This is a genomic window from Hymenobacter daeguensis (assembly GCF_054780555.1).
The window spans coordinates 104,022-124,820 of record NZ_BAAGWC010000011.1; the positions used below are offsets into that span (position 1 = coordinate 104,022).

13 protein-coding genes are annotated in these 20,799 nt (G+C 65.8%); 6 read left to right on the forward strand and 7 right to left on the reverse strand.

All coding sequences use genetic code 11. The features are described 5' to 3' along the window. Position 1: 1 nt before the first annotated feature. The 6 genes from ACYVHT_RS13670 to ACYVHT_RS13695 form a co-directional block, all read right to left on the reverse strand. Positions 2 to 1,048, reverse strand: coding sequence for an adenylate/guanylate cyclase domain-containing protein (locus tag ACYVHT_RS13670; RefSeq protein WP_460552616.1), 1,047 nt, complete (start codon positions 1,046 to 1,048; stop codon positions 2 to 4). A 93-nt stretch (positions 1,049 to 1,141) separates the two neighbouring features. Beyond that, the gene (locus ACYVHT_RS13675) at positions 1,142 to 1,519 is read right to left on the reverse strand and encodes a DNA-binding transcriptional response regulator (RefSeq protein ID WP_460552619.1); all 378 of its coding nucleotides are present in this window, start codon (positions 1,517 to 1,519) and stop codon (positions 1,142 to 1,144) included. 51 nt (positions 1,520 to 1,570) lie between these two features. After that, the gene (locus tag ACYVHT_RS13680; RefSeq protein WP_460552622.1) at positions 1,571 to 3,562 is read right to left on the reverse strand and encodes a tetratricopeptide repeat-containing sensor histidine kinase; all 1,992 of its coding nucleotides are present in this window, start codon (positions 3,560 to 3,562) and stop codon (positions 1,571 to 1,573) included. Between the two features lie 161 nt (positions 3,563 to 3,723). Beyond that, the gene (locus ACYVHT_RS13685; RefSeq protein ID WP_460552625.1) at positions 3,724 to 5,118 is read right to left on the reverse strand and encodes a sensor histidine kinase; all 1,395 of its coding nucleotides are present in this window, start codon (positions 5,116 to 5,118) and stop codon (positions 3,724 to 3,726) included. 143 nt (positions 5,119 to 5,261) lie between these two features. Next, positions 5,262 to 7,400: an ATP-binding protein gene (locus ACYVHT_RS13690; protein ID WP_460552628.1), complete on the reverse strand. Its 2,139-nt coding sequence runs from the start codon at positions 7,398 to 7,400 to the stop codon at positions 5,262 to 5,264. A 24-nt stretch (positions 7,401 to 7,424) separates the two neighbouring features. Next, a complete protein-coding gene (locus tag ACYVHT_RS13695; protein ID WP_460552631.1) occupies positions 7,425 to 9,650 on the reverse strand; it encodes an ATP-binding protein in 2,226 nt (741 codons plus the stop codon). A gap of 516 nt (positions 9,651 to 10,166) precedes the next feature. On the opposite strand from ACYVHT_RS13695, the gene ACYVHT_RS13700 reads away from it, so the two are divergent. Next, a complete protein-coding gene (locus ACYVHT_RS13700; RefSeq protein WP_460552634.1) occupies positions 10,167 to 10,766 on the forward strand; it encodes an HD domain-containing protein in 600 nt (199 codons plus the stop codon). Here the strand turns inward: ACYVHT_RS13700 and moeB are convergent. Beyond that, positions 10,760 to 11,863 carry a molybdopterin-synthase adenylyltransferase MoeB gene (gene moeB / locus ACYVHT_RS13705; protein WP_460552637.1) on the reverse strand — a complete coding sequence of 368 codons (1,104 nt, stop codon included), beginning with the start codon at positions 11,861 to 11,863 and terminating at the stop codon, positions 10,760 to 10,762. The two genes, ACYVHT_RS13700 and moeB, sit on opposite strands and share 7 nt — an antisense overlap. A 358-nt stretch (positions 11,864 to 12,221) precedes the next feature. Between moeB and ACYVHT_RS13710 the strand changes: the two genes are divergently transcribed. The 5 genes from ACYVHT_RS13710 to ACYVHT_RS13730 all read left to right on the forward strand — a co-directional run bounded on the left by ACYVHT_RS13710 (position 12,222) and on the right by ACYVHT_RS13730 (position 20,778). Then, positions 12,222 to 13,292, forward strand: a complete 1,071-nt coding sequence (locus ACYVHT_RS13710) for a tetratricopeptide repeat protein (RefSeq protein WP_460552640.1) — start codon at positions 12,222 to 12,224, stop codon at positions 13,290 to 13,292. Between the two features lie 113 nt (positions 13,293 to 13,405). Continuing rightward, complete coding sequence (locus ACYVHT_RS13715; RefSeq protein WP_460552643.1) at positions 13,406 to 15,466, forward strand: OmpA family protein; 2,061 nt, start codon at positions 13,406 to 13,408, stop codon at positions 15,464 to 15,466. Between the two features lie 189 nt (positions 15,467 to 15,655). After that, the gene (locus ACYVHT_RS13720) at positions 15,656 to 19,303 is read left to right on the forward strand and encodes an ATP-binding protein (protein ID WP_460552646.1); all 3,648 of its coding nucleotides are present in this window, start codon (positions 15,656 to 15,658) and stop codon (positions 19,301 to 19,303) included. A 53-nt stretch (positions 19,304 to 19,356) separates the two neighbouring features. Further along, a complete protein-coding gene (locus ACYVHT_RS13725; protein WP_460552649.1) occupies positions 19,357 to 20,094 on the forward strand; it encodes a LytR/AlgR family response regulator transcription factor in 738 nt (245 codons plus the stop codon). Positions 20,095 to 20,151: 57 nt separating this feature from the next. Continuing rightward, a complete protein-coding gene (locus ACYVHT_RS13730) occupies positions 20,152 to 20,778 on the forward strand; it encodes a PKD domain-containing protein (protein ID WP_460552652.1) in 627 nt (208 codons plus the stop codon). Positions 20,779 to 20,799: the final 21 nt, after the last annotated feature.

A 20,799-nucleotide genomic window follows, 5' to 3' on the forward strand; every position in this document is an offset into this window, starting at 1 on the left:
GCTACTCCACCACCTCGTAAATCTTCACCGGCTGGGCCTTGTTCTTGAGCGTTACCTCGCTCACGTACTCGCAGTGAAAGGACTCTTTCACCTGCAGGTACACGGCTTCGCTGATGATAATCTGGCCGGCTTTGGCGGCCGACTGCAGGCGCTGCGACATATTCACCACGTCGCCAATCACGGTGTAGTCCAGCCGCTTAAGGGAGGCCGAGCCGATGTTGCCGGACACGACTTCGCCGGTGTTGACGCCGATGCTGACGCGGGGGCGGTAGTCGAACCCAACGGGCAGCGGGGTTTCGCTTTTCTCCAGCGCGGTGCGGGCCGAGAGGGCCGCGTCGATGGCCCGGTCGAGGTGGTGCTCGCCTCTGAATACGGCCATCACGGCGTCGCCCATGAACTTATCGACGTGGCCGCCCTGGGCAATGAACTCCTTCACCACCAGGTCGAAGTAGGTGTTGAGCAGGCTCACCACATCGGTGGCCGGCAGCTTTTCCGACAGCGCCGTGAAGCCGCACACGTCGAGAAAAACCACGGTGGCCTGCACGGTTTCGGAGGCCAGGAGGCGGTTTTCGAAGTCGGGCCGCGTCATGAAGTTGAGCACGGTTTCGTCCACGTACATCTTCAGGATGTTGTTTTCCTGAATGGCGCGCAGGGTTTGCTGGAGCTGGCGCACCTGGTCGGCGGTTTTTTCAATGGTCAGCTCCAGGTCGTTGAAATCGACGGGCTTCACCACGAAGTCGAACGCGCCCCGGTTCATGGCCGTGCGCAGGTTGGCCAGGTCGCCGTAGGCCGAGACGATGACCGTTTTCATGCCCGGCTGCTCGGTGTGGGTGCGCGTGAGCAGCGTGAGGCCGTCCATCACGGGCATGTTGATATCGCTGAGGATGACGGCCGTATCCGGGTGCTCGGCGAGGCGTTCGAGGGCTTCCTGCCCGTTGGTCGCGAACACAAACTCGTACACACTCTCCCGGATTTTGCGGCGGAATTTCTGCTTGATGAGCAGCTCCAAATCGACTTCGTCGTCGACTACCAGGATTTTGGTTTTCATAGAAGTCAGTGGTCGTCAGTTGGACGAAAATACGGCAGAAATGGGCGGAAGCGTTACGCCAAGTCTTTTGCACGCTGCCGGGCCTGCCGGGCCTTATGCCAGCAGGTGCTGCAGCTTTTCCTTGAGCACGCCAAAATCTACCGGCTTGGTCAGAAAGTCGCTGGCGCCCAGCCGAATGGCCTCCTGGTAGCTGGCGCTGTCGCCGTAGGCCGTAATCATCATCATGGTGGTGGGCGGCATGTCAAATTCCTCCTTGACGTGGCCCAGCAGGTCGAGCCCGCTCATGCCGGGCATGTTGATGTCGGAGAGAATGATGAGGACTTCGGAATGATGGGCCCGGAGAAATTCCAGCGCTTCCTCGCCCGTGAAGGCGAAGCTGAAGCTCATTTCGCCGCTGCGGATTTCGCGGCGGAAGCGCTGCTGAAACAGGTCGCGCACATCGGTTTCGTCGTCAACAACCAGAATTTGCATGGGTGATTTTTTTCGAAGATGAATTGGCCCAAAGGTAGCCGCCGGGCCGGCTCAGGCGGGCAGGGTCACCACAAATTCGGTGCCTTCGCCCTCGCGGCTTTCCACGGTGAGGGTGCCGCCGTGGCCGGTGGTCACCACGTCGTGGCTCAGCGAGAGGCCCAGGCCGGTGCCTTCGCCCACGGCCTTGGTGGTGAAGAAGGGCTGGAAAATGCGGGCCTTCACCGCGTCCGGCATGCCGGTGCCGTTGTCGCGGATGCGGATTTCGACCGCGCCCGGCACGGCCCGCGTGCTCACCGCCACCTCGGGCCGGTAGTCGGCGCCGGGCTGCTGGCGCTGGCGGGCCTGCACGGCATGGAAGGCATTGGTAAACAGGTTTATCAGCACGCGGCCCATGTCCAGCTGCACCACCGAAACGCGGGGCAGGTCCGGGGCATAGGCGGTGGTGAGCGCTGCGGTGAAGCCTTTTTCCTTGGCTTGCAGCCCTTGGTAGGCCAGCCGCAGGCTGTCATCGACCAGGTGGTTGAGGTCGAGCAAGCTGCGCTGGCCGGTGCCCGTGCGCGAGTGTTCCAGCATGCCCTTGATGATGGACGTGGCCCGCTGGCCGTGCTGGCTGATTTGCTGCAGATTCTGCTTCAGGCCGGCCAGGATTTCCTGCTCCAGGCCGGCGCTGCGGGCCGCGCCGCGCTGCTCGCCGGTTATCTCGTCCACAAGGTCGGTGCTGACTTCGGCGAAGTTCTTCACGAAGTTGAGCGGGTTTTGCAGCTCGTGGGCAATGCCGGCCGTGAGCTCGCCCAGAAACGCCATTTTCTCGCGCTGCACCAGCTGGTCCTGCGCGGTTTTGAGCTCGGCCAGCGACTGCTCCAGCGCCTCCTTGGCGCGCTCCTGCTGGCGGCCGTGGCGGCCCAGAATCAGGGCCAGCACCAGCAGGCCCACCACGCCGGCCAGCAGGGCGTAGGTGCGGTAGCGGGCCCGCAGCGCGGCCTGGCTGGCGGCCATTTCGCGGGTGCGCTGCTGCTCACGGTAGTTGAGGGTTTGCAGGCGCATCACCTTCTCCTGCCCAAACAGCGTATCCTTCATCACCAGCATGAGGCTCTGGTACTTAAGGGCGCTATCGGCATTGTCGCGGGCTTTAAAGTCCTTGGTCAGCAGCGTGCTGGCGTTGAGCACGCCGCGCAGAAAGCCGTTGGCCCGGGCGGCCTGGCAGCCCAGCCGGGCGTAGTAGATGCTGGAATCGGGCTGGCCGATTTGCTGGTAGAGCTGGGCCAGGCCCACGTAGGCAAAGTTGAGGCTGCGCAGGTGGTGCACCTTCTTCGATTCGGCAATGCTCTCGCGGTAGAAAATGCGGGCCCGGGCCACTTCGCCGCGCTTGCGGGCGGCGTTGCCGAGGCCGTAGAGAATGTAGTTGGTGGGCGTGTGCAGGCGGCGGGCCAGCCTGAGGGCGCGCTGCTGATAGAGCTGGGCCGAGTCGAGCGGGCCAAACAGGTCGTAGGCCAGGCCAATGTTGCTGAGCTCGATGACCACGCGGCGGTCGTCGTGCAGCTGCTCGCCAATTTTCAGGGCCCGGAAGTAGTAGGCCATCGCCGCCGGCTTGTCGCGCAGGTACACATGGATAATGCCGATGCTGCGCAGGTTCTGGGCCATCAGGGCCTGGTCCCGGGTGGCTTCGGCAATGCGCAGCGACTGCTGAAACACTTCCAGCGCCCGCGCCAGGTTGCTTTCGCGCAGGGCGGCCCCCAGGCGGTTGAGGGCCTCGCCCTCGCCCTGGCGGTAGTGGGCGCGCCGGGCCAGCAGCAGCGCCTTGTTGGCATACACGGCGGCCGAGTCGGTGTTCTGCGTCCAGAGCTGGTCGCTCACCTGGCAGAGCAGCTCCACCCGGTCGTAGTCGGTTTGGGGCAGGGCCAGCAGGTGGCGCAGGCTGTCCACCACCGAGCTGGAGGGGGCAACGCCCGCGTCGGCCCGCGCGGGCAGGGCCAGCCATAGCAAGCCCATTATCAGGACCAGCCGACCCGGCACGCGAACAGCTAAATAATGAATCAGGGGCATCAGCACCGCGTAAAACCTGAGGCTGGCAAATTAAGTTGTTTTCCTCAACTGGCCCCCGTCGGCACCAGCGGGGGCCGGGGCGCAGGGCAGCATAGCGGGCATACGGCGAAGAAGTCCCGGGTTTCTGACCAGGACAACGCCCGGAACACCCATCCCGGCAGCTAACCTGCCTGATTCAGAGGCAAGCTAATCACAAATTCGGTTCCGCTTCCTTCTTCGCTTTGCACACTGAGGGTGCCGCCGTGGCCCTGGGTAATGATGTCGTAGCTCAGCGACAGGCCCAGGCCGGTGCCCTCGCCGGTGGGCTTGGTGGTGAAGAAGGGCTGGAATATTTTGGCCCGCACGGCCTCCGGAATGCCCAGGCCGTTGTCGCGCACGCGCAACTCCACTTCCTTCCCCAGATTCCTGGTGCTGATGCTCACGGTGGGCGCGTAGCCGGCCTCGCCCTTCTGCTGGCGCTGGCGCACGGCGTAGAAGGCGTTGTTGAGCAGGTTGAGCAGCACCCGGCCCAGGTCCTGCGAAATAACCTCGACGGGCCGCAGGCTGGGGTCGAAATCGGGCTTAAGCGTGGCGTTGAAGGTTTTGTCCTTGGCGCGCAGGCCGTGGTAGGCCAGGCGCAGGTATTCGTCGGCCAGGGCGTTGAGGTCGGTGAGGGTGCGCTCGCCGGAGCTGGTGCGCGAGTGCTCCAGCATGCCGCGCACAATGCTGGCCGCCCGTCCGCCGTGCTGGCTGATTTTGAGCAGGTTCTGCTTGAGGTCGGCCAGCAGCTCGGCTTCCAGCTCCAGGTCGCGCGCGGGCTTCTGCTGCTCCTCCTCCAGCTCGGTAATGAGCTCGGCCGAGACGTCGGCGAAGTTATTGACGAAGTTGAGCGGGTTCTGAATCTCGTGGGCAATGCCGGCCGTGAGCTCGCCCAGGCTGGCCATTTTCTCGCTCTGCACCAGCTGGGCCTGGGTGGTGCGCAGTTCGGTGAGGGTGGCTTGCAGCTCCTCGGCCTGGTTGGTGAGGGCGGCGGTGCGCTCGGCCACCAGGCTTTCCAGCTGCTGGTTCTGGGCTTCGATGAGGCGCTTGGCTTTGGCCTCTTCCTCGCGCAGCACGCGCTCCTTTTCCAGGGTTTTCTTCTGGCTGCGCGCAATCAGGACAAACGTAAACAGCCAGATAAGCACGAAGGCCTGGGCCGAGTCCATAAAGGCATCGTAGCTCCTGGGCATTTTGCCGCTGGCGTCTTCCAGCACCAGCTCGACGCCCGTGTAGAGCACCAGCGGAGCCGCGGCGAAGAATAGCGTCCGGGCCGGGCGGTAGTCGCGCACGGCAAAAAGCACGGCCAGTACCACCAGCAATACCAGCAGCCAGTACCAGTCGCCCCACAGCGGGCCCCTTATCCTGAGCAGGGCCGCTGCTCCGAACATCACCGCCGCCGGGACCCAGATGAAATTCAGCAGCCGGCTCCAGCGGGGCAGGCGCTGCGGCAAGTCCAGAAACTTGCTCATGGCCCGCACAATGCCCACGGCCATCGGGGCAAAAACAAAAAGCTGTCCGTAATCAGCCGAATGAGCCATAGCAAAAGGGTAGCGGGGCAGAATCTTTCAGGATGAAACAGCAGCCAGCCGCAGCGCAAATTTGCTCATTTTGGCCGAAGCCCAACCGATATTCCACTGCAGAGCGGAAATGTACTACCGCCGCGCCTATTCGGCCCCGCCCGTCAGACCGGCAGCGTCACCACAAATTCGGTTCCTTCGCCCTCTCGGCTTTCCACGGTGAGGGTGCCGCCGTGGCCCTTGGTCACGATGTCGTGGCTCAGCGACAGGCCCAGGCCCGTGCCCTCGCCCGCCGGCTTGGTGGTGAAGAAGGGCTGAAAAATCCGGCTTTTCACCTGCTCGGGCATCCCCGTGCCGTTGTCGCGCACCCGGATTTCGATGCTGTGGGGGTCGGGGTAGCGGGTGCTCACCGTCACGGTGGGCAGGTAGCCGGGGGCCGTACCGGCTTCGAGCAGGCGCTCGCGCACGGCGTGCAGGGCGTTGGTGCACAGGTTTATCAGCACCCGGGTCATATCGGCCGGGGCGACGGGCACCAGGGGCTGGCGCGGCGGCAGGTCCTGCACCAGCGTGGCATGGAAGGTTTTATCCTGGGCGCACACGCCCTGGTAGGCCAGGTGCAGGGCCTCGGCGGCCAGGGCGTTGAGGTCGGTGGGGGTGCGCTCGCTGCGGCCGCTGCGGGCGTGGGCCAGCATGTCGTTGATGATGGACGACGCCCGCTGGCCCTGCTGGCTGATTTTCTGCAGGTTCTGCTTCAGGCCCGCCATTATTTCCTGCTCCAGGCTGGCCGGGCCGGCCGGCGTAGCGCCATCGGTGTCGAGCAGGGCCACGCTCACGTCGGCAAAGTTTTTCATGAAGGCCAGCGGGTTCTGGAGCTCGTGGGCAATGCCCGCCGACAGCTCGCCCACGAAAGCCCACTTCTCGGCCGCCACCAGCTGGCTTTGGGCGGCCTGCAGCTCGTGCTGCTGCTGCTTGAGGCGGGCGTTGGCGCGCTGCTTTTCGCGGTTGTTGCGCCAGAGCACCGCGCTCAGCGCCCCGGCCGCGCCCAGCCCGAGCAGGGCGCTGAGCAGGGCCCAGCGCTGCTGCCGGTTCTGGGCCTGAATGAGCTGGCCGGTGCTGGTGAGCTGCACAATCTGGGCCTGCTTGCGGGCCAGGTCGGCGCGGTATTCCAGCACGGCGGCCCTGCGCTTCAGGTCGCTGCTATTGAGGCTGTCGCGGTAGGCTCCGAACAGCTGCTCGTAGCGGTAAGCCGCCGCGTAGTTGCCCAGCCGGGCCGAGGCCTGGGCCAGCACCTGGCTGGCATCGCGGCTGTATTCCTTCGCGCCGCTGCGCTGGGTGGCCTGCAGGCTGCGCTGCGCGTAGATAAGGGCGCTGTCGAGCTGGCCGGTGTGCAGAAAGGTACGGGCCAGCACCAGCTGGGCCCGGGGCACGTCGCCGGCGGCGGCCCTCATGCGCAGGGCCCGCCGCAGGCCGCTGCGGCCGTTGGCAAAGGCCTGCGGCACGTGGCCCTGGCGCTGCTCCATGTCGCCGATGTTGATTTCCTCGAAGAGCACGCCCGGCTCGTCGTTCAGCGCCCGCGATATTTCGGCGTCGGCTTCGTAGTTGCGCTGCGCGTCGGCCCAGCGGCCCTGCATACGGTACAGGGCCCCCAGGCCCGCGTAGGCGTGCCCGATGCTGTTCGGGTCGCCCGATTCCTTGGCCAGACGCAGGCCCTGGCTGAGGTAGCGGGTGGCGGTGGCATACTCGCCCAGGTAAGTGCTGCTGATGCCCAGCTGGGTGTTGAGAAAAGCCTGCCACTTCAGGTTGCGCGCGGCTTCGGCCAGGGCCAGGCCACGCAGGTTGGCCTGCAGCGACTTGTTGTAGAGGCCCTGCTCGGAGTAAATGCACGACAGGTTGTAGAGGCTGCGCGTCTGGCCCAGCAGGTTGCTGGTTTGCTCGAAGCCCTGACGGGCCTGCTCCGAATAGGCCTCGGCCGTGCCGTACTCGCTGCGGTGGCGGTAGTAGAAGCCCAGGCCCAGCGAAGCCTCGGCCTCGCCGGCGGCGTACCCCAGCTCCTGCCCCAGCTGCCGGGCTTCCCGAAACAAGGCCGCCGACTCTTCGGGCGCGTTGTTGCGCAGGGCCATGGCCAGGTTGTTGAGGCGGTTGTTGCGGGCAGTATCGGGCCGGGAGTAACGGCGCAGGTCCAGCCGCAGGCTATCGACCGGGTGGGCCTGCGCGCGCACCAGCGCGGGCAGGCCGCCTCCCAGCAGGCAAACCAGGGCCGCCCGGCGCAGCGCCGGCCCCCACTCAGCCGCAATTGACGTCATAAACCGCTTAGCCACTTCCACCGCTTATGCCGACAGAATGATGAGGAATTCGGTTCCTTCGCCCTCTCGGCTTTCCACGGTGAGGGTGCCGCCGTGGCCCTTGGTCACGATGTCGTGGCTCAGCGACAGGCCCAGGCCCGTGCCCTCGCCCGCCGGCTTGGTGGTGAAGAAGGGCTGAAAAATCCGGCTTTTCACCTGCTCGGGCATCCCCGTGCCGTTGTCACGCACCCGGATTTCCACTGTCCGGGCCGTGGGCCGGTGCGTGCTCACGGTCACGGTGGGCTCGTAGGGGCCGGCATCGCAGCTGTTGCCGGCCAATGCCCGCTGGCGCTCGCGCACGGCGTGCAAGGCATTGGTGCACAGGTTTATCAACACCCGACCCATGTCCTGCGTCACCACCGCCACACTGCCCAGCTGGGGGTCGAGGTTCTTGCCCAGCGTGGCGCGAAAGTCTTTGTCGGTGGTGCAGAAAGACTGGTAGGCCAGGTGGAGCGACTCTTCGGCCAGGGCGTTGAGGTCGCTGGCCACGCGCTGGCCGGTGCCGGTGCGCGAGTGTTCCAGCATGTCTTTGATGATGGAGGAAGCCCGCTGGCCGTGCTGGCTGATTTGCTGCAGGTTCTGCTTCAGGCCCACCAGAATTTCCTGCTCCAGGTTGGCGGGCCGGTCGTTGCCCTTCATGTCTTCGACCAGGGTAGTGCTCACTTCGGCAAAGTTCTTCATGAAGTTGAGCGGGTTTTGCAGCTCGTGGGCAATGCCGGCCGTGAGCTCGCCCAGAAACGCCATTTTCTCGGCCTGCACCAGCTGCGACTGCGTTTCGCGCAGCCGGGCCAGGTTGCGGCGGTTCACCTGCAGCTGCCGGTAGATGAACACCCCCAGCCCCGAAACCAGCAGCACGGTCAGCAGGGCCCCGAGCAGCAGCCGGTTGCCGGCGCGCAGGCGCACGGCCTGCACGGCCTGGGCCTGGCGCAGGTCGGCTATCTGGGCGTACTGGGCCTGCTCTACCCGCTCACTTTCGTACTGGGCAATGTGAAAGGTGTTCTGCGCCGCGTTCAGGGTATCGGTGAGGGCAATGTAGGCGCGGGAGTAGCGCTGGGCATCGGCCGGCCGCTGGCGGGCATCGTAGAACTCAGCCAGCTGCCGCAGGTATTTGGGGCGCAGCCGGTCAACGCGCAGCGCGGTGGCTTTGCGGTAGGCCGCCAGCCAATGCTGCTCGGCCCGGGCCGGCTGCTGGCGGGCCGTGTAGTAGCGGGCCCAGGCGGCGTCCAGCTCAAATTCGCCGGGCTTGCCCGACATCGGAATGTGCAGCTCGTCGTCGAGGGCCTGGGCCTGGGCCAGCAAGCGCCCGGCGACATCTGTCTGCCCGGTATGCAGCAGCACCAGGGCCTTCTGCACCAGCGCATAGGCCTGGCTGACCTGCTGCTCGGCGGGGTCGCTCACGCGGCCCAGCAGCACAGAATCGACCATGTGCAGGGCCATGGAGGTGTTATTGCCTTCCATGTAGAGCCGCGACAGGGCCAGGAAGGTAAACACGCGCTCCATGCCCTGCAGCCGCCGGAAATCGGGCAGCCGCTGGGCCTGGCGCAGGTATTTCATGGCTTTGGCGCGGTTGCCCCATTCGGCATACACATCGCCGGCCACCAGCAGCTCGCGCAGGTAGAGGCGCTGGTCGTAGCCCTTCACCAGGTCGGCGGCGCGCAGCAGGCTGTTGAGGGTGCGGTTGTGGTCGCCCATGCGCCGGTAGTAGCCGCCCTGCGACACGTAGCAGGCGGCCACGTTTTCGGTGGCGCCGTGCAGGCGGTAATAGGCCAGCTTTTCGTCGTAGTACTGCTTGCGGGCATCCATCCGGCTCAGGCGGTTGTAGAGCGTCACCAGGTCAATCAGCACCCACGGAATGGGACGACCCGTTTGGTCGAACGCCGCCACGGCCGCCTTCATGCTGTCGAGGGCGGCGGCATCGGCATCGCCCCGGTGCCAGAGGGCCACTCCGGCGCGCAGGCGGCGGTAGGGCGCATCGTTCAGGGCCTGCATCCGCTGGTTGAGGGCCAGCAGCTGGTCGAGCAGGGGCACGGCCTGGGCGTTGGTGGGGTGCAGGTCGAGCAGGTGCTGCACCAGCCGCAGGCGGGCCGTGTCGCTGCGCTGCAAGGGCAGCGCGCGGGTCAGCGAGTCGTAGTCGGCATCCCAATAGCCGGAGCGGGCCTGCGCCGTGCCGCTTATCAACCAGACAGCCAGCACCATTACTATCCATCTCATGGGCAAGGCGCGGGCTTGGTAACCAACCATGAGGGCTCTACCCGGGGCTGGCCGCTCTGGCTGCGGGGCCCGGGCCCGTGCAGAAACCATGTAACGGCATGCGGCATAAAGCGTTCTGAGGTAGAAAAGCTGAAGTATTCGCCGGAAACCACGGGTACCGGCCGGCCGCTTGCGTCTTCACCGCCTGCTGCCGGCCCGGCTCCGGCCCCCGAACGCCCGCCCCAATGACTGAGCGGCTCGTGCAAAGGCTGCCTGCGGGCAGGCAATTGTGAAAACTGAAAAAAGAGGCCGCTAAAATTTATTTATTTTGATTTTTTTCTACAAAGCTAACAATTCACCGCGCCCGCTGCAACCGCTTAACCTGGCCATAACATGGCGCGCGCCCCGAGCCTGAGCAAACGGTTGCCGCACGCCCGGGCCCAGCCTGCAAAGGGTGGCAGCCGCTGTGCTTATCTTCGGTCCGAAGCCGGCGGTTTTTCGTATAAACAGGGCTTTCCCACCGGCCATCTCCCGCCCATGCACCTGCAAGCCGCCGAAGACTTTATCCTGAACGAGCTGCGGCGCGGCCTGGCCCCCGCCCTCACCTACCACGGCCTGGCCCACACCCTCGACGTGGCCCTGGCCGCCAGCAGCCTGGCCGCCGCCGAAGGCGTGACCGACGCCGAAACCCTGGCCCTGCTGCGCACCGCCGCCCTCTACCACGATGCCGGCTTTCTCTACACCTACCAGCAGCACGAGGCCCGGGGCAGCGAGCTGGTGCGGGCCACGCTGCCCGGCTTTGGCTACTCGGCCGCGCAGGTAGAGCAGGTGTGTGCCCTCATAATGGCCACCCAATACCCGCAGCAGCCCGCCGACCACCTCGCCCAGCTTCTCTGCGATGCCGACCTCGACTACCTTGGCCGGCCCGATTTTGAGCCCATTTCCACCAGCCTGTTTCACGAGCTCACCGCCCAGCAGCTCATTGCCGACGAGCACGCCTGGTTTCAGCTACAGGAGCGTTTCCTGACCAGCCACCACTACTGGACGGCCACCGCCCGCGCGCGCCGCGCCGCGCCCAAGCAAGCCCAGCTGGAACAGATTCGGGCCCGGCTGGCCAATTGGCCCGGCGCTCAGTAATCGGCCAGGCCGCTGCGGAGCGAATACACCTCCGCAAAGCCGTTGGCCAGCAGCAGCCGGGCCGCCTGCTGGCTGCGCACGCCGCTGGCGCAATGCACCACCACGGGCACTTCGGGCGCTACCTCGGCCAGCCGGGCCGCCAGCTGCCCCAGCGGAATCAGCTGCCCGCCGATGCTGCGCCGGGCGTGCTCGTGCGGCTCGCGTACATCGAGTAGCTGCACGGGCCGGGTGCTTCGCTGCCACGCCTTCAGCTCATCGGCCGAAATTTCGGGGGCGCGGCCGGGCACGGCTTCCAGCGGCGCTTCGCCGCAGAAGGCGGCGTAGTCGGAGGCCAGCGCCGTGCGCTGCTGGTTGGCCGCCACGGCCCGGAAGCGGATGGTTTGGAACCGCATGTCCAGCGCATTCACCAGCAGCAGCCGGCCGCTCAGCACCTCCCCTATTTCCAGAATAATTTTCAGCGCTTCGTTGGCCTGCATGGTGCCAATGAGGCCCGGCAGCACGCCCAACACCCCGATTTCGGCACAGCTGGGCGCTTCGCCGGGGGCCGGCGGCTGCGGATGGAGGCAGCGGTAGGTAGGCCCGTTTTGGTAATTGAAAACCGACACCTGTCCCTCAAACTTGAAAATGGCCCCGAATACCAGCGGCTTGCCCAGCACCACGCAGGCATCGTTCACGAGGTAGCGGGTGGCGAAGTTGTCGGAGCAGTCCACCACCAGGTCGTAGCCGGCAAACAATGCCAGGGCGTTGGCCGCCGCGAGCAGCACCTGGTGCGTTTGCAGCACAATGAAGGGGTTCTGCGCCCGCAGCTTTTCGGCAGCCACTACCGCTTTGGGGCGGCCCACATCGGCGGTGGCGTAGAGCACCTGCCGCTGGAGGTTGCTCTCGTCCACGGTGTCGAAATCGAGCAGGCCCAGCGTGCCCACGCCGGCAGCCGCCAGGTATTGCAGCACCGGGCAGCCCAGGCCGCCGCAGCCCACCACCAGCACGCGGGCCGCTTTCAGCCGCTGCTGGCCGGCCGGGCCGATTTCGGGCAGCAGCAGGTGGCGGCTGTAGCGGTTGGTTTCGGCAGCGGACAGGCGGAGGTCGGAAACAGTCATGTGGAAGCGGGCGGCGAGTGGCGCAGCGGGGCCGCTACGGTAAACAGTTTTGCAGCCCGGTTGGATTTCGTTTCGCAACTGATTTCAGCAGCCTTTAATATACTTAACATAATAAATAAATGAGACAAAAAGGTCTTTCATTCGCTGCAAACTCACTTTTTATCCGTCTGCTGTGGTTGTTTGGGCAGCCAATATACTGCCGGCCGAACGCAGCCAGGCCTGATACCGGCCGGACGAGTAGGGCCCGGCAACCCAAACCAGGAGCTGTCACTGAAAAACCCGCATCCGAAGATAGGCTAAACGCACAAAATCCAATATCTTCGCTTACCACGCATCGGAATCGAATTATCTTCTGGCTATGATACAAAAGACTCTATTTTTCTTCGTGTTGCTGGGCACCGCCGTCACAGCCCGGGCACAGGTCGATACGGTGCGGGCCAGCACCCTGCCCGGCCCCCAGCTGGCCGAGAAAGCCTACAACAGCGGCCTGGCCAGCTTCAACAGCCAGAGCTACCCGGCGGCATTGGCCAGCTTCAACCAGGCCATTGCCGCCCGGCCCGATTTCGCCGCCGCCTACACCAACCGCGCCGCCACCCGCTACGAGCTGAAGGAATACCCGCAGGCCGTGGCCGACTACGACCAGGCCCTGAAGCTGGAGCCCGGCAACTACGCCGGCTACTTCGGCCGGGCCCGCGCCCACGAGGCCCAGCAGCACCTCCCCGAAGCCGAAGCTGATTACTCCGAAGCCGTGAAGGCCAAGCCCGATTATGCGCCCGCCTGGTACAACCGGGGCGTGCTGCGCTTCGAAAAAGGCGACTACCAGGCTGCCCGTGCCGATTTCGACGGGGCCATTAAGGCAGACCCCAAGCTGGCCTACGCCTACCACGACCGCGCCAGCGCCCAGCAGAAGCTCGGCAACTACGCCGAGGCCGCGCAGGACTACACCCAGGCCCTGGCGGTGCAGCCCGACCTGCTTTCGGCCTTGCTGAACCGCGCCACCGCCGAGCGCCGCACCGGCCAGCTGCCCCAGGCGCTGAAGGACTACGACGCCTACATTGCCCGCAAAACCGACAACGCCCTGGCCTACAACAACCGGGGCAGTGCCCGCTTCGAAAACAAGGACTACAAGGGCGCCATTGCCGATTTCAGCCAGGCCCTGCAGCTTAATGCGAAATACGCCTACGCCTGGAACAACCGCGCCGCGGCCCAGCTCAAGCTGGAAAAATACGCCGATGCCGCCGCCGATGCCAGCGCCGCCATCAAGCTGAAGCCCGACTACGCCGAGGCCTACCTCAACCGGGGCCACGCCCGCGAAATGCTCCGCCAAGCCGACGAGGCCTGCCAGGACTGGCGCAAAGCTGCCGAGCTGGGCATTGCCGTGGGTGATAATTACGCCGCCGCCGCCGGCTGCGCAGGCGAGGCCCAGTAGGAACGCGCCACGGCGCATTCGGCGCCCGGCATACATACCCAGGAGCCGGATATTCTCTCATTTATCGTCTAACGATTGAACGCGCCATGGCGCGTTCCTACATTTCCACTGCGATGCCTTTCCTCAATCGCCTGCTATTTCTCCTGCTCCTGACCAGCGCCGCCCTGCCCGCCGCCGCGCAAAGCGTCGCCTTCACCAAAGACAACTTTGGCGATAACAAGGAGGGCCTGCGCGAAGCCAACCGCGAGCTGAAAGCCGGCGACGACGACTACCGCGCCGACCCGCCGCGCTACGCCGAGGCCCTGCCGCACTTCCTGGCCGCCCAGGAATTCAACCCCAACAACGCGGCGCTGAACGTAAAAATCGGCGACTGCTACCTCAACTCGGCCACCAAAACTGCTGCCCTCCCCTACCTGCAAAAAGCCGCCAAGCTCGATGCCACGGCCGATGCCCGCACCCACTACCTGCTGGCCCGCGCCCTGCACCTGAGCGCCAAGTGGCGCGAGGCCATGGCCGAATACCAGCAGGCCACGCCGGTGGGCAGCAACACCCGCAACGGCGATGCCGGCACGCTCACCCCCAACGACTTGCAGCGCCGCATTCAGGAGTGCCGCAACGGCCAGCAGCTGATGGCGCACCCGGCGCGGGTGTTCATCGACAACGCAGGGCCGGAGCTGAATTCGGCGGCGTCGGACTACGGCCCGGTGGTGTCGGCCGATGAAGCGACCATCGTTATCACCTCGCGCCGGGAGGGCTCGACGGGCGGCAAAAAGGACCCCAGCGGCAACGGCTATTTCGAAGACATTTACCAGGCCACCTGGCGGGGCAAAAGCTGGAGCAAGGCCACCAACCTGGGCCCGCCCGTGAACACCGACGACCACAACGCCACCGTGGGCCTCGCCCCCGACGGCCAACGCATGCTGGTGTACGTGGGCACCAACGGCGGCGACCTGCTCGAAACCACCCTTAGCGGCAGCACCTGGGACAAGCCCCACCGCCTCAACAGCCGCATCAACACCAACGCCCACGAAACCTCGGCCAGCTACTCGCCCGATGGCCGCTACCTCTACTTCGTGAGCGACCGGGAGGGCGGCGCGGGCGGCGCTGATATTTACAAGGTTGATTTGGAGGGCAAAAACACGCCGGTGAACCTGGGCTCGGCCATCAACACGGCGTATGGGGAAGAGGGCGCGTTTATGTCGCCCGATGGCAAGACGCTCTATTTTTCCTCCGAAGGCCACAACTCGATGGGCGGCTACGACATCTTCAAATCGGTGTTTGAGAACGGCAAGTGGAGCACGCCCGAGAACCTGGGCTGGCCCATCAACACGCCCGACGACGACGTGTTTTTCGTGGCTTCGGCCTCGGGGCGGCACGGCTACTACAGCAGCGAGCGGCCCGGCGGCCTGGGCGCGAAGGACATTTACCGCATCACCTTCCTCGGCCCCGAAAAGCAGCCGCTGCTCAGCGAAGAAGACCAGCTGCTGGCCTCGCGCCTGGCACCGGTGAAGCAAACCGTGCTGGCCCCGGCCGTGGCCGTGGCCACCGCCCAGGTCACCATTCTGAAAGGCACCGTGACCGACGACGCCACCAAGCAGCCGGTTGACGCGGCCATCGACCTCATCGACAACGCCACGGGCCAGACTATTGCCAACTTCCGCAGCAACGCCACCTCCGGCAAATACCTCGTGAGCTTGCCTTCGGGCACCAATTACGGCATTGTGGTGCGGCAGGACGGCTACCTGTTTCACTCCGAGAACTTCGACCTGCCGGCCGGCGCGGCCTTTGCCGAAGTGGTGAAGGACATTCCGCTCAAGAAGCTGGAAGTGGGCACGGTCATCGTGCTGCGCAACATTTTCTTCGATACCGGCAAGGCCAGCCTGCGCCCCGAAAGCACCGCCGAGCTGGAGCGCCTGCAAAAGCTCCTCACCGAGACGCCCGCCCTGAAGCTGGAAATGGCCGGCCACACCGACGACGTGGGCGAAGCCGCCATGAACCAGGACCTGAGCCAGCGCCGCGCCCAGGCCGTGGTGACGTACCTCACGCAGCACGGCATCGCCGCCGCCCGCCTCAGCGCCGTGGGCTACGGCGAAACCAAGCCCGAAGTGCCCAACACCAGCAAGCTCAACCGCCAGCTCAACCGCCGCACCGAGTTTAAGGTGACGGCTAAATAGTAGCGCGGACTTTTAGTCCGCGAGTGGAATGCTACTCAGGCGCGGACTAAAAGTCCGCGCTACGGCCGAGCAAAACTCCGATTTCACCGGGCTACCTCCGTTGATAATCGGAAAGTCCGGCTCTTGAAAACCAGGCATTCTACCTTGCAGCGTCAAACAACTGCCCGGTCCGGCAGGAGGCTTTTTTGCTTGAAATCACGGCTTCCCTTTCTCTTTCTCCAGCGCTTAGGCCTGCTGCTCGCAGTGCTGGCGTTGCTGCTGCCGGCCCGGCCGGCCAGCGCCCAGCAGGTGTACCTGCGCCAGTTCGGGCCCGCCGAAGGCTTCCGGCCTGCCTTCGTGTACGCGCTGCTGCAGGACCGGCAGGGCTACCTCTGGCTGGGCACCGGCGAAGGCTTGGTGCGCTACGACGGCACGCAGTTCGTCACCTTCACGCAGAAAGAGGGCCTGGCCGAAGACTTCGTGGTGTCGCTGCGCGAAGATGCCCGGGGCCGCCTGTGGGTGGGCCATTACCAGGGCGGCATTTCGGTGAAGAAGGCTGCCGCCGGCTCATTCAGCCCCAGCAGACGCAGCGCCGTGCCCGCCGGCCTGCGCCTGCCCGCCGACGGCCCCCCGCCCGTCGATACGGCCGCCATTGGCCGCTACCAGCGCCGCTACCACCTGCGGCTGCCCGCGGGCACCGAGGCCAGCTGCCTGCTCGAAGACCGCGAAGGCAACGCCTGGCTAGGCACCGCCGGCCAGGGCCTGTGGCGGCACTCCGACCGCTACCTGCGCCTGGACTATGCTGACAACTGGGACGCTGCGGTGGCGCCGGCACTCGTCACGCAGTACCGGCAGGGCCGGACCCAGGCCTGGGGCACGTCGTTTGGCAATCAGTTCTTTGCGCTCCAGGCGGCTACCGTCGCGCCGCGCTATGTTGGCAACCCGGCCCTGCCGGTCTTGCCGCTGGGCAGCTCGGCGGTAAAAGTATTGCTGGACCGGCCCGGCACCGGCTTCTGGCTGGGCACTGCCAGCGGGCTGTGGACCACCAGCAGCTTCGACAAACCGGCCACGCGGGAGCGGCGCCTCCCCGCCGGCCTCCGCATCACGGCGCTGGCCCACACCGCCAGGCAGGGCCTCTGGGTGGGCACTGCCGATGACGGCATCTACCTGCTGCCCGCCGATACCGCGCAGCGCGTCCGGCACTTTACCACCGCCAATGGCCTGCTGCACAACACCATTTACGCCCTGTTGGCCGACCACAACGGCCGCGTGTGGGTGGCTACCCACGGCACCGGCATTGGGGCCTACGACCCCGTGATGGACGAGTTCGCGCATTACCGCCTCGGCTCCGAAGGCCTCGATGCCAGCGCCCTGGCCGAGGATGCCGACGGCCGCCTGTGGGTGGGCACCGAGGGCCAGAGCCTCTACTGCCGCCAGCGCTCCGGCCAGTGGCAGCAGCTCACGGCCCAAAGCAAGCTGCCCTCCGACTATACCTACGGCATCCTGCCGCTGCGGGCCGCGCCCGGCCACGCGGGCCCGCAATTGCTGCTGGTGCACCGCCAGGGCCTCACGCTGCTCGATGCCCGCACCCACCGCTTCACGCCATTGGCGGCGGCCGACGACCCGCTGGTGCGCGAGCTGCTGGGCCCGGTGGCCCTCACCACCACCCCCAAGGGCCAGGCCGTGGCCTGGCTGACCACCCGCGCCGGCATGCTGCGGGTGGACCTGAGCGCCGCCCGCCGCCTGGTGGATGGGCACCCGCCCGGCCTCGCGTTCACGCTGGCCGAAGTGGATGGCGAGCCCCGGGCCGTGGGCGCGCTCGGCTGGCTGTCGGCCACCCGCCACCGGCTCAATTTTGCCTTTCAGGGCATCAGCCTGACGTCGGGCGAGCCGCTCACCTACCAGTACCGCCTGCGCGGCCTCTCCGATAGCTGGAGCCGGCCCAGCAGCCTGGGCGAGGCGCAGTTTCCCAGCCTCGACGCGGGCCAGTACGTGCTGCAGGCGCGGGTGCGGCGCGGCACCAGTGGCCCGTGGAGTGCGGTGGCCAGCGCCCGGTTCGGCATTGCCACGCCGTTCTGGCGCACGTGGTGGTTCCGCACGTTTGCGGTGCTGGCGCTGGGCGGGCTGGTATTTGGGGTAGTGCGCGCCCGCGAAGGCAGCCTGCGCCGCACCCAGCTGGTGCTGGAGCGCACCGTGCGCGAGCGCACCGCCGAGCTGCGCCGCCAGAAAGCGCACATCGAAGACATCAACGCCGATTTGGTGGTGGCCCGCGACGCGGCCGAGAGCTCGCGCCGGGCCAAGGCGCAGTTTCTGGCCAACATGAGCCACGAAATCCGCACGCCGATGAACGCCGTCATCGGCCTTACCAACCTGCTGCAGGCCACGCGCCCCACCCGGGAGCAGGGCGAATACCTCACGGCCATCGAGTCGTCGTCGCAGAATTTGCTGGTGATTATCAACGACATTCTCGACAGTTCGAAGATGGAGGCCGGCAAGCTCACGCTGGAGCAGGTGCCCTTCCGCCTGCCCGAGGCCGTGCGGCGGCTGGGGGCCATGTTCAAGTTTGCCACCGAGAGCAAGGGCCTGTTTTTTACGGTGAGCGTGGCCGACAACGTGCCCGCCGCCGTGCTCGGCGACCCGGTGCGCCTGAACCAGGTGCTGGTGAACCTGGTCGGCAACGCCATCAAATTCACCCGCCACGGCGGCGTCACGGTCACGGTGGAGGCGGTGCCGGGGGCTGATGCGGAAACCCATTCGCTCGTGCGCTTCGCGGTGCGCGACACCGGCATCGGCATTGCGCAGGACAAGCTGGGGGCCATTTTCGAAGACTTTTCGCAGGCCAACACCTCTACTACCCGCGAGTTTGGCGGCACGGGCCTGGGCCTGAGCATTGCCCGCAACCTGGTGCAGCTGCACGGCGGCCAGCTTGGCGTGACCAGCGAGGAAGGCCAGGGCTCCGAGTTCTTTTTCGAGCTGCCCTACGAAGTGGCCGACCCCAGCGCCGCCCAGCCCGATGCCCACGCCGGCCTGCTCACGCCCTTCGAGCCCGCCCTGCGCGTGCTGGTGGCCGAAGACAACGCCCTCAACCAGCTCGTGGCCCGCAAAACCCTGGAAGCCTGGAACGTGCAGGTAGTCATTGCCGAGAACGGCCGCCTGGCCCTCGAAGCGGCGACGGAAGCGGCCGAGCCGTTCGACGCGGTGCTGATGGACGTGCAGATGCCGGAGATGGACGGCTACGAGGCCGCCCGCCAAATCCGCCGGCACTTCCCCGACAATAGCCAGCTGCCCATCATCGGCCTCACGGCCTCCGTGCTGCCCGAAGACCGCGCCCTGGCCCTGGCCGCCGGCATGAACGACACGCTGGCCAAGCCCTTCGAGCCGGCCGTGCTGTATGCCCGTCTGGCTCATTTCACCGGCCGGACGGGTTCAGGGCAGGAGGGTGCGGGGGCAGGAGAACATGAAGGTGACACGGATGCTTCTTCCGGACCAACCTCTCCCCTCCTGCCCTCCTACCCTCCTGCCCTGATAAAGCCTGACTGGCATTTGCTGGAAGAGCTGGCCGGCGGCAACGAAGGCTTCCTGCGTCAGATTGTCAACACCTTTCTCACCGAAGCGCCCGCCCTCGAAGCCCTGCTGGCCGCCACCTGCCCCGCCGACCCGCCTGCGCTGGCCAGCACCGCCCACAAGCTGAAGGGCCAGGTGGCCTATTTCGGCGTGCCGGTGCTGCACACCCAGCTCGACGAGCTGGAGCGCGCCGCCCGGCACCCCGCCATGCCCTACTGCGAGCCTTTGCTCGACACCATCCGCCAGCAGCTGGCCGAGCTTTACCCGCAGCTGGCCGAACGCGCCGGTACCTAAAACCGCTGGTTCGGCCTACATTCGTTCACGAAATTCCCAATTGCTCTGCACTTATGCCCAATTCTGCTCCTACCGCTCCGTTGCGCTGCCTCGTCGTCGACGACGACCCGCTGTCGGTACAAATCGTGCTGAACTGCATCGCCAACACGCCTTTCCTGACGGCGGAAGGCAGCTTCACCAACCCCGTTGAAGCGGCGGAGGCGTTGCGGACAACGCCCGTCGATTTGCTGTTTCTGGATGTGGAGATGCCGCTGCTTTCGGGCATCGAGCTGCTGGGCACCTTGCAGCACCCGCCCCTGGTCGTCCTCATTACCAGCAGCAAAGACTATGCGGTGCAGGCCTTCGAGCACGCCGTGGTCGATTACCTGGTGAAGCCCGTGAGCTACGCCCGCTTCCTGCAGGCGGCCCAAAAAGCCCGCGAGCTGGCCGACCGCCAGGCCGATGCCAGCCCCGATGCCATCGAAGCCTCGGCCCCCGATGCCGATTTCACTTTCGTGAAAGTCGATAACAAGCTCGTGCGGGTGAATTTCGACGAAGTGCGCTACGTAGAAGCCCTCGGCGACTACGTGCACATCGTTACGGGCCAGAGCAAGCTCATCGTGTACAGCACCATGAAAGCCGTGGAGGAGAAATTTCCGGGCAGCCGCTTCGTGCGCGTGCACCGCTCCTTCATCGTCAATTTCAACCGCATTCAGGCCCTCGAAGACAACTCCGTAGTAGTCGAAGGCAAGCTCATTCCCGTGGGCCAGACCTATTTGCGCGAGGTGATGCAGCGCCTCAATAAGTTCTAGCCTCATCGACCGCACCGGCGGCTGCCGGCGGCCGTTTCATTCGTTTTCTTTTGTAGTATGCACTTTCCGGTAATCCGTCTTCGCGGTAGCATTTCGCTGTTGGCTTCGCTGCTGCTGCTGGTGCTGAGCACGGCCGCCCGCGCCCAGCAGGCCGGCGACACCACCAGCGTGGGCTGCGGCCCGCCCCTGCCCCGCATGCTCTGCGTCGACCTCGATGGCCGTCCGTCCATCGACGAGCCGGCCGGGCCCTTCACCTACCAGTGGCACATGGGCGACGGCACCACCCTCACCGGCCCCACGGTGAGCCACTGCTACAAGGAGCGCAAGAACTATGTGGTCGAGCTCGATGTCATCGTGGACAAAACCGGCGAAGTCCGGCGCGGCCAGAAGTACATCCCCGTCAACCTCGTGCAGCAGGACATCATCGACTTCACGCCCTCGGCCAGCCGGGTGCGCGTGGGCCAGCCCGTGAGCTTCGATGCGCCCGAAGCCCAGCTGCTCACCTGCCGCAACGTGCAGATGGTCTGGGACTTTCGCGACGGCACCGTGGTACAGGGCGCCAGGGCCCAGCACACCTTCCGCCGGGCCGGCACCTACGCCGTGCGCTTCAGCATGCGCGGCTACGGCTCGGCGGCCTGCATCAGCAGCCACTGCGTATCGCGCGAAATTGTGGTAGAGCCCTAGCCTGTTTTCCACTAGTTTCTG

Coding starts and splice junctions, on each gene's coding strand:
- ACYVHT_RS13670 (WP_460552616.1), bottom strand. CDS start 1,048: ATGAAAACCAAAATCCTGGTAGTCGACGACGAAGTCGATTTGGAGCTG.
- ACYVHT_RS13675 (WP_460552619.1), bottom strand. CDS start 1,519: ATGCAAATTCTGGTTGTTGACGACGAAACCGATGTGCGCGACCTGTTT.
- ACYVHT_RS13680 (WP_460552622.1), bottom strand. CDS start 3,562: ATGCCCCTGATTCATTATTTAGCTGTTCGCGTGCCGGGTCGGCTGGTC.
- ACYVHT_RS13685 (WP_460552625.1), bottom strand. CDS start 5,118: ATGGCTCATTCGGCTGATTACGGACAGCTTTTTGTTTTTGCCCCGATG.
- ACYVHT_RS13690 (WP_460552628.1), bottom strand. CDS start 7,400: ATGACGTCAATTGCGGCTGAGTGGGGGCCGGCGCTGCGCCGGGCGGCC.
- ACYVHT_RS13695 (WP_460552631.1), bottom strand. CDS start 9,650: ATGAGATGGATAGTAATGGTGCTGGCTGTCTGGTTGATAAGCGGCACG.
- ACYVHT_RS13700 (WP_460552634.1), top strand. CDS start 10,167: ATGCACCTGCAAGCCGCCGAAGACTTTATCCTGAACGAGCTGCGGCGC.
- moeB (WP_460552637.1), bottom strand. CDS start 11,863: ATGACTGTTTCCGACCTCCGCCTGTCCGCTGCCGAAACCAACCGCTAC.
- ACYVHT_RS13710 (WP_460552640.1), top strand. CDS start 12,222: ATGATACAAAAGACTCTATTTTTCTTCGTGTTGCTGGGCACCGCCGTC.
- ACYVHT_RS13715 (WP_460552643.1), top strand. CDS start 13,406: ATGCCTTTCCTCAATCGCCTGCTATTTCTCCTGCTCCTGACCAGCGCC.
- ACYVHT_RS13725 (WP_460552649.1), top strand. CDS start 19,357: ATGCCCAATTCTGCTCCTACCGCTCCGTTGCGCTGCCTCGTCGTCGAC.
- ACYVHT_RS13730 (WP_460552652.1), top strand. CDS start 20,152: ATGCACTTTCCGGTAATCCGTCTTCGCGGTAGCATTTCGCTGTTGGCT.